Source organism: Bacteroidales bacterium (assembly GCA_021648725.1).
Lineage (GTDB): Bacteria > Bacteroidota > Bacteroidia > Bacteroidales > JAADGE01 > JAADGE01.
Window position 1 is genome coordinate 1 of record JAKISF010000041.1, and the last position, 25,514, is coordinate 25,514.

At 31.2% G+C, this 25,514-nt stretch carries 23 protein-coding genes; 11 read left to right on the forward strand and 12 right to left on the reverse strand.

Annotation, left to right across the window (positions count from 1 at the left end; translation table 11 throughout):
• Nucleotides 1–221: 221 nt before the first annotated feature.
• Nucleotides 222–413, reverse strand: coding sequence for a hypothetical protein (locus L3J35_12320; protein MCF6366971.1), 192 nt, complete (start codon nt 411–413; stop codon nt 222–224).
• 8 nt (nt 414–421) lie between these two features.
• On the reverse strand, nt 422–3,982 hold the full coding sequence (locus L3J35_12325) for a SpoIIE family protein phosphatase (GenBank protein ID MCF6366972.1): 3,561 nt from the start codon (nt 3,980–3,982) through the stop codon (nt 422–424).
• Between the two features lie 196 nt (nt 3,983–4,178).
• On the opposite strand from L3J35_12325, the gene yidD (L3J35_12330) reads away from it, so the two are divergent.
• From yidD (L3J35_12330) to L3J35_12350, 5 genes are all read left to right on the forward strand, one after another.
• Nucleotides 4,179–4,457 (forward strand): membrane protein insertion efficiency factor YidD, encoded by a 279-nt coding sequence (gene yidD / locus L3J35_12330; protein MCF6366973.1) that lies wholly within the window; start codon nt 4,179–4,181, stop codon nt 4,455–4,457.
• A 3-nt stretch (nt 4,458–4,460) separates the two neighbouring features.
• On the forward strand, nt 4,461–4,949 hold the full coding sequence (locus L3J35_12335; GenBank protein ID MCF6366974.1) for a hypothetical protein: 489 nt from the start codon (nt 4,461–4,463) through the stop codon (nt 4,947–4,949).
• Complete coding sequence (locus L3J35_12340; protein ID MCF6366975.1) at nt 4,946–6,112, forward strand: arsenic efflux protein; 1,167 nt, start codon at nt 4,946–4,948, stop codon at nt 6,110–6,112. Before L3J35_12335 ends, L3J35_12340 begins: the two co-directional genes overlap by 4 nt.
• A gap of 30 nt (nt 6,113–6,142) precedes the next feature.
• Nucleotides 6,143–7,018, forward strand: coding sequence for a hypothetical protein (locus L3J35_12345; protein MCF6366976.1), 876 nt, complete (start codon nt 6,143–6,145; stop codon nt 7,016–7,018).
• 96 nt (nt 7,019–7,114) lie between these two features.
• Nucleotides 7,115–7,495 (forward strand): hypothetical protein, encoded by a 381-nt coding sequence (locus L3J35_12350; protein ID MCF6366977.1) that lies wholly within the window; start codon nt 7,115–7,117, stop codon nt 7,493–7,495.
• A 55-nt stretch (nt 7,496–7,550) separates the two neighbouring features.
• On the opposite strand, the gene L3J35_12355 is transcribed toward L3J35_12350, so the two are convergent.
• Nucleotides 7,551–8,600, reverse strand: coding sequence for a calcium/sodium antiporter (locus L3J35_12355; GenBank protein ID MCF6366978.1), 1,050 nt, complete (start codon nt 8,598–8,600; stop codon nt 7,551–7,553).
• 19 nt (nt 8,601–8,619) lie between these two features.
• A complete protein-coding gene (locus L3J35_12360; protein MCF6366979.1) occupies nt 8,620–9,951 on the reverse strand; it encodes a phosphomannomutase/phosphoglucomutase in 1,332 nt (443 codons plus the stop codon).
• A 184-nt stretch (nt 9,952–10,135) separates the two neighbouring features.
• Between L3J35_12360 and L3J35_12365 the strand changes: the two genes are divergently transcribed.
• Nucleotides 10,136–10,609 (forward strand): hypothetical protein, encoded by a 474-nt coding sequence (locus tag L3J35_12365; GenBank protein MCF6366980.1) that lies wholly within the window; start codon nt 10,136–10,138, stop codon nt 10,607–10,609.
• An 88-nt stretch (nt 10,610–10,697) separates the two neighbouring features.
• On the opposite strand, the gene L3J35_12370 is transcribed toward L3J35_12365, so the two are convergent.
• Both L3J35_12370 and L3J35_12375 read right to left on the reverse strand, forming a co-directional pair.
• The gene (locus tag L3J35_12370) at nt 10,698–11,165 is read right to left on the reverse strand and encodes a hypothetical protein (GenBank protein ID MCF6366981.1); all 468 of its coding nucleotides are present in this window, start codon (nt 11,163–11,165) and stop codon (nt 10,698–10,700) included.
• 72 nt (nt 11,166–11,237) lie between these two features.
• Nucleotides 11,238–11,555 carry a LysM peptidoglycan-binding domain-containing protein gene (locus L3J35_12375; GenBank protein MCF6366982.1) on the reverse strand — a complete coding sequence of 106 codons (318 nt, stop codon included), beginning with the start codon at nt 11,553–11,555 and terminating at the stop codon, nt 11,238–11,240.
• A gap of 329 nt (nt 11,556–11,884) precedes the next feature.
• Here L3J35_12375 and L3J35_12380 point away from each other — a divergent pair, with 329 nt between their 5' ends.
• The 5 genes from L3J35_12380 (at nt 11,885) to L3J35_12400 (ending at nt 17,242) form a co-directional block, all read left to right on the forward strand.
• Nucleotides 11,885–14,455 (forward strand): DNA translocase FtsK, encoded by a 2,571-nt coding sequence (locus L3J35_12380; protein ID MCF6366983.1) that lies wholly within the window; start codon nt 11,885–11,887, stop codon nt 14,453–14,455.
• 66 nt (nt 14,456–14,521) lie between these two features.
• Nucleotides 14,522–15,187, forward strand: coding sequence for an outer membrane lipoprotein carrier protein LolA (locus L3J35_12385; GenBank protein MCF6366984.1), 666 nt, complete (start codon nt 14,522–14,524; stop codon nt 15,185–15,187).
• 86 nt (nt 15,188–15,273) lie between these two features.
• A complete protein-coding gene (locus L3J35_12390; GenBank protein ID MCF6366985.1) occupies nt 15,274–15,660 on the forward strand; it encodes a response regulator in 387 nt (128 codons plus the stop codon).
• A 15-nt stretch (nt 15,661–15,675) separates the two neighbouring features.
• The gene (yidD, locus tag L3J35_12395; GenBank protein ID MCF6366986.1) at nt 15,676–16,047 is read left to right on the forward strand and encodes a membrane protein insertion efficiency factor YidD; all 372 of its coding nucleotides are present in this window, start codon (nt 15,676–15,678) and stop codon (nt 16,045–16,047) included.
• Nucleotides 16,048–16,057: 10 nt separating this feature from the next.
• Complete coding sequence (locus tag L3J35_12400; GenBank protein MCF6366987.1) at nt 16,058–17,242, forward strand: amidohydrolase family protein; 1,185 nt, start codon at nt 16,058–16,060, stop codon at nt 17,240–17,242.
• On the opposite strand, the gene L3J35_12405 is transcribed toward L3J35_12400, so the two are convergent.
• The 6 genes from L3J35_12405 to nifJ form a co-directional block, all read right to left on the reverse strand.
• The gene (locus L3J35_12405) at nt 17,239–18,234 is read right to left on the reverse strand and encodes a glycosyltransferase family 2 protein (protein ID MCF6366988.1); all 996 of its coding nucleotides are present in this window, start codon (nt 18,232–18,234) and stop codon (nt 17,239–17,241) included. The genes L3J35_12400 and L3J35_12405 overlap by 4 nt on opposite strands.
• A 64-nt stretch (nt 18,235–18,298) precedes the next feature.
• On the reverse strand, nt 18,299–19,012 hold the full coding sequence (locus L3J35_12410) for a PorT family protein (protein ID MCF6366989.1): 714 nt from the start codon (nt 19,010–19,012) through the stop codon (nt 18,299–18,301).
• Nucleotides 19,013–19,160: 148 nt separating this feature from the next.
• Nucleotides 19,161–19,904 carry a PorT family protein gene (locus L3J35_12415; protein ID MCF6366990.1) on the reverse strand — a complete coding sequence of 248 codons (744 nt, stop codon included), beginning with the start codon at nt 19,902–19,904 and terminating at the stop codon, nt 19,161–19,163.
• Between the two features lie 89 nt (nt 19,905–19,993).
• Entirely contained in the window at nt 19,994–20,677 is a 684-nt protein-coding gene (locus tag L3J35_12420) for a PorT family protein (protein ID MCF6366991.1), read from the reverse strand.
• A gap of 134 nt (nt 20,678–20,811) precedes the next feature.
• Complete coding sequence (locus L3J35_12425; protein ID MCF6366992.1) at nt 20,812–21,447, reverse strand: PorT family protein; 636 nt, start codon at nt 21,445–21,447, stop codon at nt 20,812–20,814.
• Between the two features lie 218 nt (nt 21,448–21,665).
• Nucleotides 21,666–25,202 carry a pyruvate:ferredoxin (flavodoxin) oxidoreductase gene (nifJ, locus tag L3J35_12430; protein ID MCF6366993.1) on the reverse strand — a complete coding sequence of 1,179 codons (3,537 nt, stop codon included), beginning with the start codon at nt 25,200–25,202 and terminating at the stop codon, nt 21,666–21,668.
• Between the last annotated feature and the right edge of the window lie 312 nt (nt 25,203–25,514).

Consider the following 25,514-nt stretch of genomic DNA (forward strand, 5'->3'; position numbering starts at 1 on the left):
TACACTTACCCCCTATATATACCGTAAAAATAAATACTATTTTTAAAAAGCAAAATTTCAAAGAACTTTTTATTATATTTTTCTTATTTTTACACAGTTATGATTAATCCTTAACTAAACGACATTGTTTTATGTTTACAAACATATATAAAAAATTAACAAACAACAAATATTGACGTACAAAAAAAAGTTAGTTTTTATGCAACCTCTTAAAGTTTTTATTATCGCCCGTTTATCCGTTTGTTTCTCCATACTAAGAATATTGAGAGTGCAACTAAAACAAAAATAAAATAATACCAACTTGCCAGGAAGGAATAGTTGATAGTTTTATGAATACCGGTTGCTAAGCTCATTGCGGCAACGGCAAGCCATAATATTTCTTTTGCTTTTGATTGTTTTGGATTAAATCTCATTTGAGTTGTTAAATTTTTATACCGATTAATAAAATATCATCAATTTGTTGGTGTCCTTGTTGCCATTTTTTAAGAACATTCCCTGCAATTTCTTTTTGTTTTTCCATAGGATATTTTTGGACATGCAATAATAATTCACGAAAACGTCTTGCATTAAACTTCTTACCGTTAGAACCTCCGAATTGATCTGCATAGCCGTCAGAAAAGAGATAGATTATGTCATCTTTTAATATTTTAACAAATTTATCTTTAAATTTAATATCATTTAATTTTTTATTGTAACCTACGGGCATTCTGTCGGCATCAATTTTTGTTAATTGACGGTCTCTTATAATGTATGCAGGATTATTTGCTCCTGCAAAGTTTAATAATTTTTTTTCTTTATCAATAACGGCAAGAGCAATATCCATTCCGTCTCTCGTAATCTCGTCTCCTTGTTGACTTAAAGTTGAAATTATTTTATCTCTTAAAATATTTAAAATGTCTGCTGCTCTGATGTATTTCTTTTTTTTATTTAAATCAATAACTATTTCATTTAGGAACGAGATGCCTAACATACTGAGAAACCCCCCTGGAACCCCGTGACCGGTGCAATCGACAGCTGCAATAAATAATTTGTTTTGAGCTTCTGTCATCCAGTAGAAATCACCGCTTACAATATCTCTCGGTTTGTATAGAATGAAGTGCCCCGAAAGATATTTTTTTTGGATTTCGGTATTAGGTAATGCGGCTCTTTGAATTTTTCCGGCATATCTTATACTGCCGGTAATCTCTTCATTTTGAGTATTTATTTTTTGGTACTGTTCATATATTTCTGTATTTTGATTTTGAATTTGCAGATTTTGTTTTTCAATTTCTGCGGTACGTTCTTTTACTTTGAGTTCCAATATTTCATTATATTGTTTAATTTTTCTTTGTTTTCTTCTGTAAAATACCGAAATTATGACAGAAATGAGGATTAAAACAATTGTGAAAACACCGATTATAAAAATATTGGTTTGCCAAAGCGGCGGATTAATATCAACGTGTAAAATTAATACTTCGCTTGTTTCATTCAAATCATTTATTGCCTTGAAATGTATTGTGTGCTTCCCCGGAGAAAGTTCAGGTATTGCAATTTGAGAACTTGAAAAGTTGATAAAATCATCCGAGTTTTCACTGTCAATTGCATAGAAATATTTTACGAAGTCTTTTTTTAAGAAATAAGGTGATAAAAGTTGAACAGTTATGTTTTTATAGTCACTTTCAAGCTCAAGCATTTCAAAGTTTTTATAAGCATTTCCTTTGTTGTCAGTTATATTTTTAATGTATATATTAAATTTTTTATTTTGGTAGGTTTCTTTGTTGTTAATTTTATAAATTGAATTTTGCCTTGAAACAATCCATATATTTTCTTCTTCATCAAAATTAATACTTTTGATATTATCAATTAACCACGCATATTTTAAATAATTATTATTTATTTCGGTATTAATACTTTTAAGTACTGTATTGTTTTTTGTAATTAATATGCTTGTATCGGTTAAATTAAAAATGTTATTTGATTTTTTCAGCAACTGATAATAATCAGAATGTTCAATAACATCCTTGAGTTCTTCGTTATAATAATATGCATTTCCTGATGCTAAGAATATAATTTTGTTATTTTCCTTTATAATATTTAATTTTTCGCTTTGGTCGGTTTCTATTTTAAACTGTTGCCCCGACATAACTTCCTTTCCTTTGATTTTTGTCAGAAACAAATCGTTTAATGAGCTGAGCCACACAATTGTATCATTAACTTTGAATACTTTTTGAAAGTTCTTGTTGTTGATAAAGGCTCCGGTAATTTTTTCGGCAGATATATTTTTGCCCGAATTGTATATTTTAAACAAACCTTTTGATGTTGCAGAGTAAAGAACTTTATCTTTAACACTTCCTGAAATATTATAAATGTATGCGTCAGCAATTAAAGTTTTTATTTCATTGTTCTGAATGAAAAATAATCCTGAGTTTGTTGATGCCAATAAACCTTTTGAGAAAGATTTAAGATGCTTGCATTTACTGTTAATACCTTCAACTTTTTTATATGAATATTTTACAGAGTGTAGTTCATATATTTTTTTGTATTCGGTAACAGCCTTATATATAGTTTTGTAAGATTCCTTTTCGGGCTTGTTATTATTTTTTGTTGAATGAGTATCGGTATTTTCTTCTGTATCTTCAAAGCTTTCATCGATATTTGACTCTTCCTCTTTATTTTTTTTCTTTCTTCTTTTCTTCCATCTGTTAAAAAAACCTTCCTCATCTGTTTCTGTATCATTTTCCTCGGGAGAGAAAGACGATTCTTCGGTTATAATATTTTCTGTAATGTAGTTGTTATTTGCAGTTTTTGTTTTGGATTTTATCCATTTCTTTGTTGCAACTTCAACTTCATCATAGTTTTTTATTTGTGATAAGCGGAAAAGTCCTTCTCCTGTTGCAACATACAATGTACTGTCAAAAACTTTAACATAATTTATTTTACCTTGCAAACCCGGGTAAAAGCTGTAGTTTGTAACAGGTATATCAAAAGCAACTCGGCTGATTCCGTAGTCATGTGACAGCCACAAGCCGTTTGTTCTGTCACTATAACTCGCATATATTTCATCATCGGGCAGGCCCGTTCTGTAATTTATTGTATGAGTTGTTTTTCCTGTATTTTTATCAATAAGTATTGCTCCGCCGTTAAGTGTTGTAACAACAATAATATCATTTGTATAACGGCTGCCTCCGGTAATTATACTTTCATTAATATAGTCATCGGAAGATGCTTTAAAAATTTTATATGTTTTCCCGTTGAATGTGTAAAGCTTGTTATTTTCAAGTCCGAGTATTATTGATTCTTTATCGGGGATGTTAAAGATGATTTTGTAATTTGAAAATAATGTGTCATTAGTAATAAGTTTTGCCGAATCATTTTCAATTACATAAAGACCGGAGTCGTACTCTGAAAAGTATAATTGATTTTTAAATACAAATGCACCTGAAATTGTTTTGTTTCTATTGAAGTATTCAATTTTCGGTTTCTTATAATTTTTAGGTGTAATACTTGCAATTTTGTGGTTACTTACGAACCAAACTTTATTTTTTTCTGTTATTATTTGTTTAAAGTTTTCATTTTCCTCTTTATTTTCTGAAATTGATTCATAAATATAATCTCCTTTTTTATCTTTTCTTACAATGCCGAAGCCTTTTCTTTCTGCAATATAAAATTGATCAAGTTGAATATCTTTTTTAATTAGGTTAGGATGTGTTTCAAAATAAAGCATTTCTTCTGTCATTCCGTCAAAGAAAATTACACCTTTACTTGTTAAAAAAAGCATTATTCCGGAAGCATCTTGGCTTATTGATTTTACTTTTTGATGTTTTGATAAATTGAAGTTTGTTATAAAACTATGACCGTCGGGCAATTTGTTTATAACTGTATCTGTTTTGTTTTTATTATAAATTTGATGAATGTTCCTGATTTTTTTTTTTTCCTTAATACCTGAAATAAAAAAAAGCGATGAAAAAAACAGAATTAATGAATATGAAAAGAAGTTCTTCATGTATGGTTCTCTCTTATTTGGTTGATTAATAGGGGTTTATTGCGACTGTTTGCGTTCCAAAGCAATATGTTTTTTTACGAATAATTCAATGAAAACCTTAAAAATATCCTTTTATAATTTGATATGCAAAAAAAATACATTAACACTTTCAAAATTAATTTAAAATATTGCCGGAATAATTAACTTTGCATTATTAATGAAGATTTTTAAAAAAATATTATTTTATATTATTATTGCTCCTATTAAGCTTTATAAGTATGCAATTTCGCCATTTACTCCTGCAAGTTGCAGGCATGTTCCCACATGTTCCGAATATGCAATAGAAGCGGTAAGAGTTCACGGGATTAAGGGTGTTTGGCTGGGTACTAAAAGAATATTAAAATGTCACCCTTGGGGAACATCGGGTTATGATCCTGTTTTACCGAAAGGAATGAGGAAAATTAAGGTTAAAAAGTTTAAGCCGGAAGACTATTAAAATATGTTTAAAAAAAGAAAAGGAATATTATTAATTATAGTTGTTTTTTTTCTTATAATTTACCCATACTCAAAAGAAATTAAGGTTTTTAGGGCAAAAGATACAAATTGGGATGTTTTGAATTATACAAAGAAATATAAAGAGTTTGACCCGAGGACTTTTGCTTTAATTCAAACTTATAACTTTACGGAAGAAATATTAAGTTTAGACGGAAAAGATATCACAATTGTCGGATTTATTAAAAAAGACAAACACGGAAAACATACAGATATTTTATTGACAGAAACCGTAACAGACGTTTGTTTTATGTGTGACCATGATGAGCATTACAATATGCTTTTATTAAAACCCAAAAATAAAGATTCAAATTTGTTTACCGCAGAAGATGATATATTAATAAAAGTTAAGGGAAAATTTAAGATTGATAAGAGTAAAAATGCGCATTCTGTTTATAGTTTGGAAGGTGCTGAATTAGATAGTATTAATAAATGAAAATAGATTTATTCTTTTTATTACCGATATTCAAGCAAGCAATAATGATTACCGTTTTTGTATTGGTAATGATGCTTGTAATTGAATATATTACTGTCCGAACAAAAGGAAAATGGTCTGATAAGTTTTCTAAAAAGCCTTGGATGCAAATAATTTTGTCTGCCATTTTAGGATTAGTTCCCGGATGTTTAGGAACTTATGCGGTTGTTTCAATGTATGTTCACAGAACAATAGGTTTTGCAGCCATGGTTACTGCATTGATTGCAACATCCGGTGATGAAGCTTTTATTATGTTTTCCGTAATTCCGGGAGTTGCACTAAAAATAATGCTAAGTATTTTTGTTATTTCTGTTGTCTCAGGTTTAATTTTGAATATTATTTTTAAGAAAAAGAAATTTCTCGGAAGAACACTTGACCATAAGTTTGTTCATAAAGAAGAGGATGATTGTGTTTGTTATCAAAAAGAATCTATAGTTTCTCAAATCGCAAAAATGATTTGGCAAAGAGCAGTAATACTTATTTTCAGTCTTGGGTTTTTAGTATTATTAATATTTGCCGGAAACGAACACAACCACGCATTAAGTATTTTAGAATTTGATACAGAGAAGGTACATGTTGAGCATCAGGAACACAATATCAGTAAAGACAACCATACAGAAGATTCTGAAAATAACCGCAATAGCGATTCTTGGAGTTGGGAAAGAATAACTTTCTTAATAGTTACTTTTATAGGCTTTTTTATTGCATTAACTGTACCTGACCACTTTTTAAAAAAACATTTATGGGATCATGTAATAAAAAAACACTTTTTAAGGTTATTTATGTGGACGTTCGGTGCGTTTTTAGTTCTTTATTTTTTCAACCAATATGTTGACGTAAAAACTTGGATTGAAGGCAATATATTTCTTGTTATTTTAGCTGCAGCTTTAGTAGGAATTATTCCTGAAAGCGGACCGCATATATTTTTTATAAGTATGTATGTAAGCGGAACTTTGCCGGACGAGGGTTTGCAGGCATTTGCAGTGTTGCTCACAAGCTCAATTGTGCAAGACGGGCACGGAGCAATTCCGTTGCTTGCAGAATCGGGAAAAAGTTTTGTTATCGCAAAACTTATAAATGTAGTTATAGGCTTAATTGTCGGTTATTCATTAATATTAATTTAAAATTCATAATATAAACCAAATAATAAAATCATGAAAAAAATTTTAGTGTTGCTGCTTATTCCTTTCTTATTTTCGTGCGGAGAAAGTGAAAAAGAAATTCAGTTAAAAAAACAAGTTGACAGTTTAATGAGCATTACATCGGAAGATGAGGCTTCAATTAATGAATATTTGAAAGCATTTAATGAAATTCAAATGAATTTGAATGAAATTAAAGAGAAAGAAAATATAATAACAACAAGAACCGTCGGTGATGTTGAATTGGAAGATACGGATGTTGAGGCTATTACAAATGACATTCTTGCTATTTATGAAATGATGCAAGAAAACAAAAAGAAGTTAGGCTATTTGAGAAACAAGCTGGATAAGTCTAATTCAAAAAATAAAGAATTAAGAACAACAATTAAGCTTTTGAATGATAATATTGTTCAGAAAGATTTAGAACTGTCGGATATGAGAATGAAATTATCTCAAAAAGACATTGATATAAGTGAGTTAAATTTTAAAATTGCGGAGATGGACAGTGTTCTTGCAAATATTACCTATGAAAATATACAAAAAGATTCGCTTATTACTACGCAAGAAGACCAAATTAATACAGCATTTTATATTATTGATACTAAAAAGAACCTGAGAGAAAAAGGTATTTTAGAATCTGACGGAGGTTTTATAGGAATAGGCAGTAACAAAAAAATAAAGTTAAACGACAGAGAGTTTTCGGAAATTGACACACGTGAAGTTTTAGAACTTTCATTGAATAATGCTAAAAAAGTTCAATTAATTACCGACCACCCTGAGGGTTCTTTTGAGTTGATTCAAAAAGCAAGCGGGAGGTACGAAAAAATAGTTATTTCAGATGCCGATGAATTTTGGAAGATGTCTAAATATTTGGTTGTTACGGTTAAATAATGATTTTTAAAGTTTAAAACCGGTTTAATTAATTGCAATTATTTTTATTTAATTATATTTGTAGAAATATTATATTAATTAAAAAACAGAATAATTATGAAAAAACTATTTCTTTTGATTTTAATGTCTATTTTTTTATTAGGCGGAATATACGGAGCAGAAAGTAATGTTGATAAAAGCATTCAAAATCAATTTAACAATGAACAAGTTCAAAATAATTTTGACGGAAAGCAAATTGTTCATTCAAAAAAAATAAATAAAAAAGAATTCAGAAAAATAAAAAAAGATATTCGTAAAATTTATAAGAAGAACAGTAAGCAAAAAACATTAATGGGGCAAATGTTGATGGTAGGAGGTTTGTTGCTGTTGCTTGGATTATTGTTGTATTTAATTGTTTCTGCTTCATTTATCGGAATTGCTGTTATGATACTCGGACTTCTGTTGCTGGTTTACGGAGTTTTAAAGCAATTCTTTTAAAATTTAAAGAATTTTAGAAGATAAAAAAAGGTCGGAACTTAATTCTGACCTTTTTTTATACATTAAAAATTGCCCAAACCACATAAGCAATGTAAATCAGGATTAAAGAACTTCCGAAAACTTTACCTACTTTCCATTTATTTATTAAGAACAAGAAAAACACTATAAAAACTGATGCCAAAAGAAAATAAATTGACATCTGCAAGTTGCCCGTGTTCAATTCTACTTTTCCGCCTGTTGATAAAATAATTATAAGAAACGGCAGACCTAAACCGATAAGGATATCAAAAATATTTGAGCCTACAGCATTACTTATTGCCATTCCGCCTCTGCCTTGTTTTGATACAATTACAGATGATAAAAAATCAGGAATTGAAGTTCCGGCAGCCAAAATTGTTACTGCAATAACAGCTTCCGAAATATCCAAAATATGAGCAATTTGTACTGCACTTTCAACTAAAATCCAACTTATGCCGGCAACAAAAATTATTGAAATAAAAAATATTGCCGTATTGTATTTTTTGCTCGGAAAAAAAATACCTATAATAAAATCAAACGGTGTCATTATTTTTTTATATACATTTTTTTCGTTACTGTTTTTTTCTTTCGGTGTTAATATTTTATCATTCGGGTCAGTATATTTGAACAATTTTTTCCAATAAATAACTACAACTACATAAATAATATATGTTCCCATTAATATTGCAGCTTCTGTATAAGAAACTTGTCCGTCTGACAATGTTATAAGAAGAAGAAGGATTGAAACAGCGTAAAAAAACAAATCTCTGATAACTGCTTGCCATGCAATTACGGCTTTTCGTACAATTGCCGCAGCACCTGTTATTGCCAAAATATTAAATAATGCAGACCCTACTATGTTTCCTACTCCTATTGCAGCGTGCTCTCCCGGACGAAATACCGCAAATAATGCAACAAAAAGTTCAGGTGCACTTGAGCCTACTGCCATTAATGTAGCTCCGGCCGCATCAGATGATAATTTTAAGCGTTCGGCAATTTTGTCTAATGAGTCAACAAAGTAGTCATCAACAACTTTTGCCAAAACGTAAAATGATATAAACAATAATAATATATATAAGAAAATCATAAAACTTAACTAAATTGTTTTATTTAAAGCTGTTAATGATATTTGTAATCTCATCAACTTTATTATTAAGTAATTCTTTTGTTTTGGCTTCTACCAACATTCTTAAATAAGGTTCTGTATTTGACGGTCTTATGTTAAACCACCAATTTGCATATTCAACTCTGTAACCGTCAAAATCAAAGAATGCATCAGGTTTTGATTTGCTTAAATAAAAGTCTTTAACAGCATCCATTGCTTCTTTTTTCTTTTCAAGTTTAAAGTTAATTTCTCCTGAGTTTTCGTATGCAACAATTTCTGAAATCATTTTTGAAACACTGATTCCTTTTCTTTTGTTTTCGGCAATTACATCTAAGAAAATTAGTGTTGCCAATAGTCCTGAATCTGAATAATAAAAATCTTTGAAATAATAATGTCCGGCAAGTTCTCCTCCGAAAATTCCGTCAATTTCTCTTAATTTAACGGCTGCAAATGCTCTGCCTACACGCCACATTTCTTTCTCGAACCTGTTTCCGATGTATTCGGAAACAGCTTTTGAAGTTCTTATGTCTTGTAAAAACTTCCCTTTTCGGTCTTTATAATAATCAGCAAGAACGGCAATCATTAAATCGGGAGAAATAAACTTCCCGTTTTCATCAGTAAACATAACCCGGTCGGCATCACCGTCAAAGATAATTCCGATATCTGCTTTTTTGCTTTTTACAAGTTTCTGTAAATCTTTAATGTTTTCAGGAACTAAGGGGTTTGCTTCGTGATTCGGAAAAGTTCCGTCAAGTTCGTCAAATATGTAATTCGGCTTATTTCCTAATAAGTCTTTTATAAGTAATGCAGCCATTCCGTTTGAACAATCAACAGCAATATTTAAATCAGAAATGTCGGGAACATAATCTTTCAGAAAGTTCAGGTATTCTTCTTTTTGTTCGTATTCAATAATTTTACCTTTTTTATTATTGATGACTATTTCATCATTCAGCATCATATTTTCCAAATCTTTTAAGCCTGAGTCATAACCCACGGGCAATGCATCATTTTTGGAAATTTTCATTCCGTTATATTCTTTTGAATTGTGCGAAGCGGTAATCATAACGGAAGCATCAAATTTATGTTTGGCAGTAATAAAATATACCATCGGAGTAGTTGATAACCCTAAATTATATACATCTGAACCGGCATCGTTAATTCCTTTACACAAATATTCAAAAACTTCGGGAGAAGAAACTCGCACATCTCTTCCTACAAGAATTTTTGTTGTATTTAACAACTTAGGTAAAAAATACCCTACTTTATATACATCATCTTTATTAAAATCTTGATTGTATATTCCTCTTATATCATATGCATGGAATGCTTTCATTTGTACAATTTTTTATTTAAAAACCCAAAGTTAAAAATATTTTAAAATGTATCAAATATTGATTTTTTTAATATTTATTTTTGCTGTCAGCAATAATTATTTATTTTTGTTTTTCGGTTACAAACAACTTTAAAAACTTACCTGAGAATTTTTTGTTAAATTATAATTAATTAAAAGTAGTGATATGCTAAAGAAAACTCTATTATTAGGATTAATCTTGGTTACAATACAACTTTCATTCGGCCAAGATGTTTTCAGGAAAAGTAAAAACGGTATTAATATAGGAGGGGGCTACAGAACAATAGGGGTTGATGCTTACGGCGGTAATTTTAGTTTTGAAAGGTCTGTTTATGAAATTAAACACTTCGGTTATGTTGGTGTTGCATTGAGTTCTGATATTTTGGTAACAGAAAAAATTATTCCTTCTGCTACATTAAGAGTTGCTTACCATGCAGGTTTTTTCAGGACTAAAGTTTTGGATATATATGCAGGTACGGGCTTGGCTTTTGCTGATAAAGAAACAAGTAAGAGCACATATATTAACCCTGATGCTTTTCTGGGTTTCAGGTATGTTTTCAGGCATAGTAATTTCGGTTTATTTTCAGAAATGAGTTTATACGGTGCTAATTATAGGGCAGGAATTTGCTTTGTTTGGTAAATATTTGTTGTCAAATTTACGCTTAGTTAAATAACAAAAAAGGAAGAATTTTTGAGAAATTCTTCCTTTTTTAAATTTGAGTCGTATATTAGAATAAATCAAATTTTTGCCATCCTGAATCCGGATCGTTTCCTTTTGCATCAAGTCCTGCATAGAACAACCATTCATGATTTGCAAAATGACCGTTATATGAAGGAACTGTTGTTCCGTCTAATTTAATGTCAATTGACCATGTATATGTTTGTTTCCCTTCCAAAGTTTGAGCGTCAGCAACAATAAATTCTTTTTTAGGAAACTTGTCATTTGACAAATTTATACCGAATGTTGCATGTTCTTTCAAGTTAGTGGGTAATGAATTTTTTGGAATGTCAATTTTCTCCACACTTTTAACCCATAGATATACTTTTTTAATTTCAATCGGGTTATCTTTTATTTCTGCATTAACGGTTACGTTTAAGTCTCCTTTTAATTCATTGCCGTTTACTGTTACCGTAACTTTTGCTCCGCCTCCTGTTAATTTGTTAACAGCTCCTTTAATCTTGTTTAAAAATCCCATATTGTTTAGTTTTTAGTTGATAATTACTTATTTTGTTAATTTATTTTCGGTATTCTGAGAACTTGCCCGGGATTATATCAGGTCAACATTTTTCAGCATAGGTTTATTTGCTTCAAATATTGAATTATATTTCATCGGGTCGCCATACATTGCTTTAGAAATTTTACTTAATGAATCTCCTTTTTTTACTGTGTAAAATTTTGAGTTACCTATAATCTTTATTTCGCCTTGTATAACTTCTTCTTTTTTTGCATCTCCGATTGTCATTAAATCTTCAACTTCCGAAATTCCTTTTATATTTCCGGCTGCCAATATCACCTTTTCTTTGGTAGCCAAACCATCGGCAACTCCGGTAATTGATGCTTTGTTCCCGGTTACTTTCACCTCCATATTTTCCCAAAATCATAGCGATTAACCATTTCTGTTAAAAATTTACTTTTTGCTTCGTCAGATACAGCTGTATTCTTCTCTCCCGCATCTTTACTAAATGAAAATAGCCCCATAATAATTTTACTTTAGATTAAAGTATATTTTCACAAAAATACTCAAAATAAATAAAAATAAAAAATCTAAATACTATAATGTTTTATGAACCGTAAATTAACTGTATAATAAATTAAAACTATCTCCTTGTGATATATTTACTCAGAGTTAGAATAAAAATTTTATCTTTGTTTTTTAATTAAAAAGAACAAGAAGCAGACGATATAAATTAAACAATGACAGCAAAACCAAAGCGAAAAACAAGTAAATCAAAAAAAAAGAAACCGATACCTATAAAAAAACGTATCCAAAATAAAGTTCAAGATAAAAAATTCAGAACTTATTGGGGATTATTTTTTATTTTATTGTCTGTTCTTTTACTTATTTCGTTCAGCTCATCTCTTTCAACTTGGGAAGACGACCAAGATATTATAGATTTAAGTTGGTTTGATTATTTATTTAACTCATCAACAAACTCGGAGAATGTAGTAGGAAAATTCGGAGCATTATTATCTCATGTTTTTGTTTATAATTGGTTCGGAGTTGCCTCATTTGCTTTTACTGTATTGTTTTTTATTATAGGGCTGAAATTTTTAAAATCATATAAGAAGTCACTTCTGCCCGTAACAAAAAAAATATTCTTTTCTGTGTTCTGGATATCGATATGTTTAGCCTTGTTGTTTAACAGCAGCAATAATGATGTGGTATACGGTAAGTTCGGATTCCGGATTCATGAATGGTTTAAATCAATTCTCGGTATTTTCGGAGAAATTACGGTATTGCTGATTTCGCTTTTTGCTTTTTTAATGCTGACAATTGAAGGGTTCTCAAGTAAATTGAAAGCTTTATTTGACAAAATATTTCAAGAAGGAAAACTTTCGGAGAAATTTAAGAACTTTAAAGACGGTTTTATTGCAGGAAAAGATGATGATGAAATAATTGAAAACAACAAAAAAACTATAAATAAAAAAGAAACAGTTTTAAATGATAATAAAGAAGGTAAAGAAAAAGCTATTATTATAGATTTGGATGACGAAGATGAGAATGAAGATTTTGTTACAACAGATAAACGAAATTATAAATTATTAGACAGCGGAAAAGAAATAACTGATCAAGATGATTTAGGCTTTGAAGTTGAACAAATTAAACAAACCGAAAATAATGACATTAAAAAAGATACTCAAGAAAATATCTCTGAATATATTAATAAAGAAATAAATAAAATTGAAGTAGGGCAGTTAGTGCTTGATGTTACTCATAATCAAGATATTTTGTCTGAAAAAATACATAGTAATGTTTTTACGAATTACGACCCTACATTAGATCTTTCAAATTTTGTACTTCCCGACATTGATTTACTGGAAGAACATCAAGCAGGAAATCCGGAAGTTACAAAAGAAGAACTGTTAAGAAATAAAAATCGAATTGTTGAAACTCTAAAGCATTATAAAATAGAAATTAAAAAGATAAAAGCTACAATTGGTCCTACTCTTACTTTATATGAAATAGTACCGGCTCCGGGTGTCAGAATTTCAAAAATTAAAAACTTAGAGGATGATATTGCATTAAGTCTTGCAGCATTCGGTATCAGGATTATTGCTCCGATGCCCGGACGAGGAACGATAGGAATCGAAGTTCCGAACGAAAAACCGGATATTGTTTCTTTTAAATCGGTTATTAAATCAACAGCCTTTCAAGAATCTAAAATGGAGATTCCGATTGCTCTCGGGAAAACAATTTCAAATGAATCTTATGTTTTTGACTTGGTAAAAATGCCGCATATGTTGATTGCCGGAGCAACAGGACAAGGAAAATCCGTAGGATTGAACGTAATTATCGCATCAATTTTATATAAAAAACACCCTGCACAAGTAAAATTTGTTTTAGTTGACCCGAAAAAAGTTGAACTTACTTTATACGAAAGTCTGGAAAATCATTATTTAGCAACTTTGCCTGATGCAAAAGAGCCAATAATCACGAACAATCAAGAAGTTGTTCATACAGTCAGTGCACTGAATGTCGAAATGGATAATCGTTATCAATTGCTTAAAAAGGCTAAATGCAAAAACATAAAAGAATACAATAAAAAATTTATTTCAAGGCAATTAAATCCTGAAAACGGTCATCAATATATGCCTTATATTGTTTTAGTTATTGACGAATTTGCGGATTTAATTATGACTGCCGGAAAGGAAATTGAACTTCCTATTGCTCGCTTGGCACAACTTGCCAGAGCCATCGGGATTCATCTTATCGTAGCAACTCAAAGACCGTCAACCAATATCATTACCGGTACTATCAAAGCAAACTTCCCGTCAAGAGTAGCATTCAGAGTTGCTTCTATGATAGATTCTCGAACTATTTTAGACAGTCCCGGAGCAAACAGACTAATCGGACGAGGAGATATGCTGATTACGCAAGGCAGTGATATGATTCGTTTACAATGTGCTTTTATTGACTCCCCTGAATTAGAAAAAATAACTGATTATATTTCAAAACAACAATCTTATCCTATGCCGTTTCTGTTGCCTGAACCTGAGCATGATGCAGAAGATGAACCCGGAGCGGTAGATTTGCATAACAGAGATGAACTTTTTGAAGAATCTGCAAAAATAATTGTAATGAATCAGCAAGGTTCTACTTCCATGATACAGAGAAAATTGGCAATAGGTTATAACAGAGCCGGAAGAATTGTCGATCAACTTGAAGCAGCAGGAGTTGTCGGTCCTTCAAAGGGAAGTAAGGCAAGAGATGTATATATAACGGATGAATATGCTTTACAAACATTATTGGATGCCTTACCTTAATAATTACACAGCTTACACAATTTAATCGGTACATTTTTTGTTTTATTATAGTTAAATCAAACGAACATGAAACATATAATATTAATAATCATCCTGTTATCCTGCAACTTTTTTGCATCTTCACAAGTTGAACTTAATAAAGATCCTGAAGCAAAAAAAATTCTTGATGCACTGGCAAAAAAAACAAAAGCATTTAACAGCATCAGGTTTAAATTTGATTACACAATTGAGAATAAACAAAACGGTTACAAGGAAAAACATAAAGGCTACGCTTTTTTAAAAGAAAACCGGTATAAGATTATTATTCCCGGAACTGAAATATTTTCTGACGGAACAACTGTTTGGACATACATGAAAGAAAGTAATGAAATAACTATTACTGAGCCCGGTCCTGATGAAGAATCAATTTTTAATCCTGCTAAACTATTTACAATTTATGAAAGCGGTTACAAATATTTATTAATAGGGGTTGAAAAAATTAATAACTCATCATATAATGTTATAGATTTATTTCCCGAGGAAATTGACGAAAGCCCTTATTCTAAAATAAGAATAAAAATTCATAAGAATAAAAATGAAATTTATGCTGTTGAAACTTATGAAAAATCAGGGTTAAATCACTATCTCACAGTTACAGAAATTAAACCGGACATTAAAATAACCGAACAACTTTTTGTTTTTGATGAAACAAAATATCCCGACGATATTGAAATAATTGATATGAGATTTTAAGCCCAATGATATTTTTTTTGAATTTGAATGAAATTTTGTGTAAGAAATAAATATTTTATAAATTTACAAAGTTATAAAAACAACACATGAGTAAAGCAAAAATATTAATTGTTGAGGATGACAGTATGCTTTGTACTGTTTTTGAGATGTTTCTTGATGAGTTAGGCTATCATCATTGCGGAACGGTTGCTTCAGGGGAAGATGCACTTGCTCATTGTGAAAACCACAGCCCCGATTTAATTTTAATGGATATTCATTTAGCCGGAAAAATAGACGGAGTTGATACTGCAAAAAGTATTTTTGAAAAATATAATATTCCGATTATTTATATTTCAGGCGATAGTGATGTGAATACTGTTAAAAGAGCTGTGCTGAAAAATACATACGGGTTTATGACAAAACCTGTTTATAAAAACAGCCTTGAACTAAATATTGAATTTGCAATTTTTAAACACAAACTTTTAAATACATAACCTTATTCTTTTAATATGAAGTCTAAGTTATTTTCAGTATTCTTAATCGGAATACTGTTTTTTTTACCCTGCAAAACTTCTTTTTCTCAAACAGAAAATAATTATAAGAATAATTTTATTGATTTATTAAAAAGTGAAAATAATCATAAATATAACAAGTCAAACTATAAAGGGTTAATCGGCTTTTATAAAAAATTTATTTCATCACAAGATGCAGGAAGTTGCCCATATTCTCCTTCTTGCTCATTATACGCCTATAAGTCCGTAAAAAAACATGGTATCTTTTTTGGTTTGATAAAAGCTTTTGACAGGCTGTCAAGATGTAACAGAAGTCAAGAAGAATATTATGAACACACAAAAGACAATAAATTAATTGATTACCCTTAAAAAGAGAGCAATGAGACGAATATCTGCAACATATATTTACACAGGAAAAAATATTTTAAAAAACGGAATTGTTGAAATTGATGATGATGGCAAAATCATTAATGTCATTGATGCAAAAGGAAAATTAAAGGAAGAACAATCTTTGGAATATTATTCCGGAGTAATTGTTCCCGGATTTATTAATGCACATTGCCATCTTGAACTTTCTCACATGAAAGGAATGATAGATAACAAAACCGTAAAAGGCTTACCGGGTTTTATTGATGAAATTATTTCTAAAAGAAATTTTCCTGACGATTTGCAAGAAAAAATTAAGCAAGCTGACAGAGAAACGGAAATAAACGGAATTGTTGCCGTAGGAGATATCTCAAATACTGACGACAGTTTTTCCGTTAAGAAGAAAAGCAAAATATTTTACCACACTTTTATCGAAACATTTACAATTAATAATAAAGAAGCAAACGAAGCTTTTAATACGGCAAAAGAGAATAAACAGAAATTGAATACTTTAAATTTAAAAGGAACAATTGTACCTCATGCATCATATTCGGTTCCCGATGCTCTTTATGAAAAAATTGTTGATTTTGAACCCGATACAAAAAAAGTCATTTCAATTCATAACCAAGAAACTCCCGGCGAAGATGAATTTATACAAACACAAAGCGGAGCTTTAGCAGACGTTATGAAAAACAAAGGCTTTGACTTTTCTGATTTTTCTTTCCCCGGAAATACTTCTTTGGAATCAAACTTAATAAGGCAGAAAAAAAGAGACAATATATTGCTGATTCATAATACATTCAGCAAAGAAGCAGATGTTGAATATGCCGAGAATTTCTCTAAAAATATTTATTGGGTGTTCTGTCCTTTATCGAATTTATATATTGAAAAAAAATTACCTGATTTACCTTTATTTTTCGACAAAAGACTAAAAACTTGTATCGGAACAGACAGTTATGCTTCAAATACTGAGCTTTCAATATTAAGTGAGTTGAAAGTAATTACAAAAAACTTTCCCGATATATCGTTTGAGAACTTAATTGAGTCTGCATGTTTAAACGGAGCAAAGGCATTGCAAATTGAAAATGAATTCGGAAGCATTGAAATCGGTAAAACTCCCGGCATTAATTTAATAACTGATTTTGACTTTGAGAAAATGAATTTGAAAGAATCAAGCAAATTAAAAGTTCTTGTTTAAGCAATTATAAAATCAAAACCTTCAACATAGTTTCTTGATAAAAGAAAATCTTTAATTTCTTTTCTTATACCTTTATTATTAACAAAACTGACAATGAAAATTTGACCCGGTTTAGGAATGTTTTTAAATGAAATAACATCTTCTCCGTTAATTTTATTTTCATCAACATCAATATAATGTTTAATATTTATTCCCATTTTTTTGATGCCTTTCGTTCGCCTTTTTGTTCTTTTTCCGGCTCCCCAAACAACAATGTCAGGAAAAAAACGATTATTCTCTTTCAGGTAACGAAATAAATACGGAGATTTAACTTTATAAAAGGCTTCAAATGAATAACGCTTATCAGTTCTGGTAAGGCGAGTTTCAGAATCATGCCAATCCAATAAATATTCTTGCAACTTATGGTATTTTACACCGTTTTCAATCCACCTCAAAAACATTTCATAATCTTCCGGAAAGTCTCCCTCTTTGTAAAGACCATATTTTAATGCAACTTCTTTTCTGAATAAAATTGTAGGGTTAATGACTTGAAGTTCCGAAAATCTGTTTAATACAATTTCGTCATTAGTTAAAAGCTTATTTGTATCATTTACATAGCTTAACATTCCGTCATTATTTGCATCTCCGATAAAATTAACTTTGCAACTCACGACATCAATGCCTGGATTTTCTTGCAGGAATTTATATTGTAATTTTAATTTATCCGGTTTCCAAACATCATCTGCGTCTGCTCGTGCAATAAAGTTTGTTTTAGTTTGCCCAAACCCTTTTTGTGTTGCAAAAACAACACTTTGTTTTTTTTCGGAAAGAAGAATTATTCGATTATCTTTTTTTGCATACTCTGTTGCAATTTCAAAACTTTTATCAGTTGAATTATTGTTTACTAAAATTAGTTCAAAATCAATAAAACTTTGGTTAATAATAGAATTTACCGAACGCTTTAATGTTTTTTCGGCATTAAAATAAGGAAGTATAACTGAAATCTTCGGCATAATAAAAGAATCGCCCGACTACTTTATGCAACCGGGCGAGCTTATTCTTTTGTAATATTAAAATTTATTCTCCTCCTAGCATATAACCTACTGAAAATCCGAAGAATAGATTTTTTTGAGCAGCATCACCTGTAATAGCAACAGTATTATCGTCTTTAGTTGCATAATTTGTTGCACTGTAGTATTGGCTGCTTTGGTTAATGAAATTAGCAAGTCCCATTCCGGCATTCAGTTCAACAAATACACCTGAGAAATTTGCACCGAAACCTAAATTTAAACCGAAATCAGTTTTACTGTACAAGTCGTCTGTTCCGCCGTCAAGAATAGCTCCGAAATTATCTAAGTCCGTAACTTCTAAAGCAACAACATCACCTACAGTAACTGTTCCGTTTGTAACATTACTTAACGCATAACCGAAATAAGGTCCTACAAAAACATAAGCAGGTCCGAAAGCGAACTTTGGAGAAACTCCGATATTAAGATAGCTTACATCTGTTTTGAAATCAGTTGTCATATTAGTACCTCCGACATCTTCTGACATATAATAATCAGAACCGAATTGATTATATCCTAAATCAACTCTTAAATTCATCATGTCGTTAACAGGCATTTCTCCTACTAAACCGGCGTTAAAACCTGAAGCCATTTTTGCACCGTCCGGGGTGTAAAAGTTAACAGTATATCCGGACATTCCGTATCCTACTTTTACTCCGAATTTTTGAGCACTCATGCTAAATGCAAACATTGTTGCAATTGCAAATACAAATAATTTTTTCATAATGTATATATTTTTAATTAAACATGTTTCAAAGTTATAATAAATTCTGTAAAATACAAATTATCATATATGTTCGGAAATAGGAAAGCATAATAAAACTAAGAGAGAGTTTACAGAACTATCTCTTAGTTTGCTTTTTAAGATTCTTTTAATGTCCGCCTATAACATAACCGACAGTTAACCCGAAGAAAATGTTCTTTTGTACAGGATTTGCTACTGCCTGTGTCCCGTCGGTAAAAGGGAAGCCGTATATAGTTGCATCTAAATTTGATTCATTAATTAAAGTAGCTTCATCTAAGTATGCTTGATATGTATCGCTGTTTTTATTATACATACTTGCTATTCCGAAACCGATATTAATATCGGCAAAAAAAGCTGAGTATAGATTTGCTCCTACTCCGATATTAATTCCTAAATCAATTCTGTTATTAAAATCTAAGGTTCCGTTTTGTTCGTAATATTCGTAATCGTTGTATGTTTCTTTTACAGTTTCACCGTTAAATGTTGAAACATATTTTGTTTTTTTACTCAAGGCATAACCCATATACGGTCCTGCAAATCCGTAGAATATACCATAATTAAATTTGGAGATTAAAGAAAAACTTAAATAGTTTACATTTGTTTTTGCTACGCTTTTCCAGTCTGTTCCTTCATAAACGGCATCCGAACCAAGTTGATTTACTGATGCGTCAGCTCTTATCCCTATCATATCATTTACAGGCATTTCAGCGAAAACACCCAAATTATATCCCATTCCCGGTTGGGATTCTTCGGGAACATCAAAATTTGTGGTATAACCTGTTATGTTGTATCCTGCCTTCACACCAAAATTTTGTGCATTTAGCCCGTATGTAAATAATATTAACACTGTAAATATTGATAATTTTTTCATAATAATAGCTTTTTAATTAACTGTATAAATAGGTTTGAATTAAATATAGACAATTTAAATAAGTAAGAGTAAGTTTTCGCAATGAGGTTTTAATTAAAAAACATTCCGAGCGAAAATGTTATTGTATAATTTTTAGTAAACTCATCTGCAGGCATATTATCATAATTTTGTATATTTGCTAAACCTACACCGTATCTTGCTTCTGCAAAAAATTTTAAGAATTTCACACCTAAACCTGCATTTAGCCCAAAGTCAGTTCGAGAGAATTTTATATTGTCACCGTTAAATTCCCCGGATTTAAAAACATCATTAGAAGGTATTGAGCCTTGCGCTTCAATTTGACTATTTACAAGTTCTTCTCCGTCAACAGTCATGGTAATAATTTCTTCTCCGCTCATAGCATAACCGAAGTACGGTCCTGCAACAAGATAAGCCGGACCCATTTTAATTTTCAATAATACGGGAACTTCAATGTAGTTTAAGTTTAACGAAAAGTCCGTAATAATATCTGTGCTGTCGTTTGAAATTGCTGTTTCTACATTATATCCTTTTTGTGTGTATAAAGCTTCTGCCCTTATGCCAATTTTTGCCGGCATGAACTCAAATACAAAACCGCCTTGTAATCCTGTTCCTAATGCTGCAGTTTGAATATCTTGCAGCTGAGTACTGGAGTTTATGCCTGACATATTTACTCCGAGTTTCACTCCGAATTTTTGTGCATTAGCATTTATTACAAGAATTATTGCAATTAATGTGATAATTGTTTTTTTCATTTTCGCTTTTTTAATAAATATTATTTAGACAATAAATATACGAAAAAAATAAAAACTTATGTTATAATTTTCAGAAAAACGATAAAATAAAATATTTTCAGAACATAATTTTGTTGAATATCATGTAAACGGATTTATTTTAACAATGAAAAGTTCATACCTATAGAAATTACTTTGTTTGATAAAGCATCAGCATTTATTTGAGAGCTTCCGAGCATACTGTGTATATATCTTACAAAAAAATCGGATTTCTTTGTTTTATAAACAAAACCGCCGATAATTCCGGCATCAATTCGATTAAACGTATAATTTAAGTTATTAAAATCTACTTTTAGTATCGTAATTTCTTCCGTGCCGAGGTCTGTTCTTTTATATTTTCCGTCAGTCCAATATGCAGCATATCCTCCGATATATAAGTTTAATGATGAATGTTTTCGTTTCACGACAGAATAATGACCTGTTAAAGGCACTTCAATGTAATTCATTGTATTAATTGATTTATGAAAGGGTTGCTGAATTACCTTTAAACCTTTTTGAGAGTATAAGAACTCTGCCTGAACGGAAATAATTTTATTTAAACTTTGACTAATAAATATTCCTGCAACAACTCCAGGTTTTAATTTCCTTATCGGATTTATCAATTCTTCATTGTAATCACTCAAATAAACCGCTTTTGAAAAATTAATACCTGATTTTATTCCTATAGATGTTTGGGAATAATTATTCAGATTTAAAACAAGAATTAATATTACAAAAAAAGTCAATCGCATAAAAAAAGGATTTGAAAACAAAAGTAATCAAATCCTTTTTAAATACAAATCCTTACCACGATGAGTGCAGCAAGGGTAACTTTAATTGTACAATAATTCAAAAGTGCTGTGCAACTTATAAAAAATAAAAGTAATAAAATCCGTTTAATCCTGTACGTGACACAGATATATAATTAATTCGTCCGACCTCTCAAAGCGGTCAGACGAGCTTAATCTATTTAAAATTCCATTTCTGAAAGACGTTTGTAATAGTTGTATCTCCATTTTGCATTTTCCTCAGCTGCTGCAAATAATTCATCGGCATGCTCAGGGAATGATTTATATAATGAATTAAACCTTACCTCACCTAATAAAAATTCTTTGAACATTTCAAATTTAGGAGGTTTAGAATCTAATTGGAACGGGTTTTTTCCGGCTTCTTCCAATCTCGGGTCAAAACGGTAGTTTGTCCAGTAACCTGATGCAACTGCCATTTTTTCTTCTTCCTGTACTTGATGCATGCCTTTTCTCAAACCGTGTGCAATACATGGTGAGTATGCAATAATCAATGAAGGTCCCTGGTATGCTTCGGCTTCTTTAATTGCTTTCATTGTTTGTGCTTGACTTGCACCCATTGAAATTTGAGCAACATAAATATAACCGTAAGACATTGAAATAGCTCCTAAATCTTTCTTTCTGATTTTTTTACCGGATGCAGCAAATTTTGCAATTGCAGCCGTAGGCGTCGCTTTTGAAGACTGACCGCCGGTATTTGAATAAACCTCCGTATCAACAACAAGCACATTCACATTTTCGCCTGATGCAAGAACGTGGTCTAAACCGCCGTAACCGATATCATAAGCCCATCCGTCACCTCCGAGAATCCAAATGGATTGTGTTGTCAGATATTTTTCAAGATTCATAATCTCTTTTGCTGTTTCTGATTTTTCAGATTTTAAAGCAGTCATTACTTTTACAGCGGCATCTTTTGCTTCTGTTGAGTTTTCTCTGACGGCAAGCCATGCTTCAAATGCTTCTTTTGTATCGGCAGAAACTCCGGCTTCAATCATTTCATTCATTTTTCTTTCGATGATATCTCGTTGTTTACGATTAGCTAAAGCCATTCCGTAACCGTATTCGGCATTATCTTCAAATAATGAATTTGCCCATGCAGGTCCCATTCCGTTTTTACTTGCTTTATAGGGAGTTGCCGGTGCAGAACCGCCGTAAATTGAAGAACAACCTGTAGCATTTGCTATGGTCATTGATTCTCCGTAAAGTTGAGTCACTAATTTAATATAAGGCGTTTCACCGCAACCTGCACATGCTCCGTGGAATTCGAATAATGGTTCTGCAAATTGTGACCCCTTAATATTCTTGGTTTTGTCCATAACCGTATCTTTATAGCCGATAACATCATGGCAATATTCCCAATTTGTTTGTTCTGCTAATTGCTCATCATCCAAAGGAACCATTACTAATGATTTTTCTTTAGACGGACAAACATCAGCACAAGAACCGCAACCCGTACAATCTAAAGTACTGACTTGAATTCTGAAATTATATCCTTTAATTTGTGCTTTCCCTGCTTCAAACACCATTGTGTCAGGAGCATTGTCTGCTTCTTCATCAGTTGCCAAGAATGGTCTGATACAAGCATGAGGACAAACATAAGCACATTGATTGCACTGGATACAATTCTCATTTATCCATTTAGGAACCGTTGAAGCAACAGCTCTTTTTTCATATTGTGCTGTTCCGGCGGGTAAAGTTCCGTCTTCGGCTCCTATAAATGCACTTACCGGTATTTCATCACCTTTAAGAGCATTAATCGGATCCATTACATTTTTAATAAAATCAGGCGTATCATCATCTCTTACAACTCCTAATTGAAGTTTTCCGGTCAAACTTTTCCATTCAGGTTTAACTTCTACTCTTACATAAGCATCTCCGCCTTGGTCAACTGCAGCATAGTTCATATTAACAATTTTATCTCCTTTTGAACCGTAAGATTTCATAATGAATTTCTTCATTTCATCTTTCGCCTGTTCAAAAGGAATAATTTCTGCAATTTTAAAGAAAGCAGATTGTAATACTGTGTTTGTTCTGTTACCGAGACCAATTTCTTTTGCAATTTTTGTGGCATCAATTGTATAGAAATTAATATTTTTTTCAGCCATTACTCTTTTATAAGCTTCCGGCAAACGGTTTACTACTTTTTCAGCATCCCAAGTTGTATTCAATAAAAATGAACCGCCTTCTTTAATACCTTCAAGCATATCATATTTGTATAAATACGACGAGTTTGAACAAGCCACAAAATCAGGTTGTTTTACTAAATAAGTTGAACGAATTAACTTATCTCCGAAACGAAGATGAGAAATTGTTATACCGCCTGATTTTTTAGAATCATAAGCAAAGTATGCTTGAACATATTTATCAGTATTATCTCCGATAATTTTAATTGAATTTTTATTTGCTCCTACTGTTCCGTCAGAACCGAGTCCGAAGAATTTACCTTCAAAAGTTCCTTCGGGTACAGTTGTTATTTCAGGAAGTAAAGGAAGATTTGTAAATCTCACATCATCAATAATACCGACTGTAAAATGATCTTTCGGTTCATTTCTTTCCATGTTTTCAAAGATAGAAACAATCATAGCAGGTGTTGTATCTTTTGAGGATAGTCCGTAACGACCACCCAGAAGCATCGGTTCAAATTCTCTTCCGTAGAAAATATCTTTAACATCAAGATATAAAGGATCTCCGTTTGCTCCCGGCTCAGTTGTTCTGTCTAGAATTGTAATGATTTTAGCAGATTTCGGAAGTGCTTCTAAAAAATATTTAGCAGAGAAAGGTCTGTATAAATGAACAATCATCATTCCTACTTTTTTGCCTTGCTTTTGAAGATGCTCAATAGTTTCTTTAATGGTTTGCGTTACAGAACCCATAGCAATAACAATATGCTCAGCATCCGCGTCTCCGAAATAACTGAAAGGCGCATACGGTCTTCCTGTCATTTTTGTAATTTCTTTCATGTAATCATTTACTACATCAGCAATAGGAAGATATAAATGACTTGCAGCTTCTTTTGCTTGGAAGAAAATATCAGGATTTTGAGCTGTTCCTCTTGTTACAGGATCAGTAGATGTTAAAGCATTATCACGGAAACGTTGCAAAGCTTCCATATCAATCATGCTTTTTAATTTGTCTTCATCAGGAAGTTCAACTTTTGTAATTTCGTGAGATGTTCTGAAACCGTCAAACATATGAAGGAACGGAATTCTTGTTTTAATTGCGGCAAGGTGAGCAATGGGTGCAATATCCATAATTTGTTGTGCACTACCGGTTGCTAAAATTGCAAAACCTGTTTGCCGAACAGCCATCACATCACTGTGATCACCAAAAATTGATAAGGCATGTGCTGCAACGCTTCTTGCACTTACATGGAATACAGCAGGCAATAATTCACCTGCAATTTTATACATATTCGGAATCATCAACAATAAACCTTGTGATGCCGTATAAGTCGAAGTTAAAGCTCCGCCTTGTAACGAACCGTGAACAGCACCTGATGCACCGCCTTCTGATTGCATTTCAGAAACCAAAACCGTATCTCCGAATAAATTTTTCTTTCCGTTTGCTGCCCAATTATCAACAAATTCTGCCATATCGGAAGAAGGTGTAATCGGGTAGATTGCAGCAACTTCACTAAACATATAGGATACGTGTGCGGCAGCATAATTGCCCTCACATGTAATAAATTTTTTCTTAGCCATAATTATCGTATTTATTAATAAATTCTATTTTTGAAACAACTCACAAAATTAGAATAAATATTATAATAAAACCTTTCAATTCATTTTTTATATACTTCTTTAGAACACATTTTTTAGTTTAAAGCAAAATTTATATTTTTTATTGAGGTAAAAACATCAATCGGTATAAAAATATAAAAGATATTTTTATTAATTCTACTTTACTAAGTTAAAATTTCCTGTTTTTCAGCTTGTTTCCTGTAATTTAGGTCAATATCGTATTTTCTTTTCTTGTGTCTTTTTTCCATTTGTTCAAGTCTAATTTCGACATCT

What these genes read in the sequence shown, in the direction of transcription:
- L3J35_12320 (MCF6366971.1), bottom strand. Translation starts at nt 413, where the DNA reads ATGAGATTTAATCCAAAACAATCAAAAGCAAAAGAAATATTATGGCTT.
- L3J35_12325 (MCF6366972.1), bottom strand. Translation starts at nt 3,982, where the DNA reads ATGAAGAACTTCTTTTCATATTCATTAATTCTGTTTTTTTCATCGCTT.
- yidD (MCF6366973.1), top strand. Translation starts at nt 4,179, where the DNA reads ATGAAGATTTTTAAAAAAATATTATTTTATATTATTATTGCTCCTATT.
- L3J35_12335 (MCF6366974.1), top strand. Translation starts at nt 4,461, where the DNA reads ATGTTTAAAAAAAGAAAAGGAATATTATTAATTATAGTTGTTTTTTTT.
- L3J35_12340 (MCF6366975.1), top strand. Translation starts at nt 4,946, where the DNA reads ATGAAAATAGATTTATTCTTTTTATTACCGATATTCAAGCAAGCAATA.
- L3J35_12345 (MCF6366976.1), top strand. Translation starts at nt 6,143, where the DNA reads ATGAAAAAAATTTTAGTGTTGCTGCTTATTCCTTTCTTATTTTCGTGC.
- L3J35_12350 (MCF6366977.1), top strand. Translation starts at nt 7,115, where the DNA reads ATGAAAAAACTATTTCTTTTGATTTTAATGTCTATTTTTTTATTAGGC.
- L3J35_12355 (MCF6366978.1), bottom strand. Translation starts at nt 8,600, where the DNA reads ATGATTTTCTTATATATATTATTATTGTTTATATCATTTTACGTTTTG.
- L3J35_12360 (MCF6366979.1), bottom strand. Translation starts at nt 9,951, where the DNA reads ATGAAAGCATTCCATGCATATGATATAAGAGGAATATACAATCAAGAT.
- L3J35_12365 (MCF6366980.1), top strand. Translation starts at nt 10,136, where the DNA reads ATGCTAAAGAAAACTCTATTATTAGGATTAATCTTGGTTACAATACAA.
- L3J35_12370 (MCF6366981.1), bottom strand. Translation starts at nt 11,165, where the DNA reads ATGGGATTTTTAAACAAGATTAAAGGAGCTGTTAACAAATTAACAGGA.
- L3J35_12375 (MCF6366982.1), bottom strand. Translation starts at nt 11,555, where the DNA reads ATGGAGGTGAAAGTAACCGGGAACAAAGCATCAATTACCGGAGTTGCC.
- L3J35_12380 (MCF6366983.1), top strand. Translation starts at nt 11,885, where the DNA reads ATGACAGCAAAACCAAAGCGAAAAACAAGTAAATCAAAAAAAAAGAAA.
- L3J35_12385 (MCF6366984.1), top strand. Translation starts at nt 14,522, where the DNA reads ATGAAACATATAATATTAATAATCATCCTGTTATCCTGCAACTTTTTT.
- L3J35_12390 (MCF6366985.1), top strand. Translation starts at nt 15,274, where the DNA reads ATGAGTAAAGCAAAAATATTAATTGTTGAGGATGACAGTATGCTTTGT.
- yidD (MCF6366986.1), top strand. Translation starts at nt 15,676, where the DNA reads ATGAAGTCTAAGTTATTTTCAGTATTCTTAATCGGAATACTGTTTTTT.
- L3J35_12400 (MCF6366987.1), top strand. Translation starts at nt 16,058, where the DNA reads ATGAGACGAATATCTGCAACATATATTTACACAGGAAAAAATATTTTA.
- L3J35_12405 (MCF6366988.1), bottom strand. Translation starts at nt 18,234, where the DNA reads ATGCCGAAGATTTCAGTTATACTTCCTTATTTTAATGCCGAAAAAACA.
- L3J35_12410 (MCF6366989.1), bottom strand. Translation starts at nt 19,012, where the DNA reads ATGAAAAAATTATTTGTATTTGCAATTGCAACAATGTTTGCATTTAGC.
- L3J35_12415 (MCF6366990.1), bottom strand. Translation starts at nt 19,904, where the DNA reads ATGAAAAAATTATCAATATTTACAGTGTTAATATTATTTACATACGGG.
- L3J35_12420 (MCF6366991.1), bottom strand. Translation starts at nt 20,677, where the DNA reads ATGAAAAAAACAATTATCACATTAATTGCAATAATTCTTGTAATAAAT.
- L3J35_12425 (MCF6366992.1), bottom strand. Translation starts at nt 21,447, where the DNA reads ATGCGATTGACTTTTTTTGTAATATTAATTCTTGTTTTAAATCTGAAT.
- nifJ (MCF6366993.1), bottom strand. Translation starts at nt 25,202, where the DNA reads ATGGCTAAGAAAAAATTTATTACATGTGAGGGCAATTATGCTGCCGCA.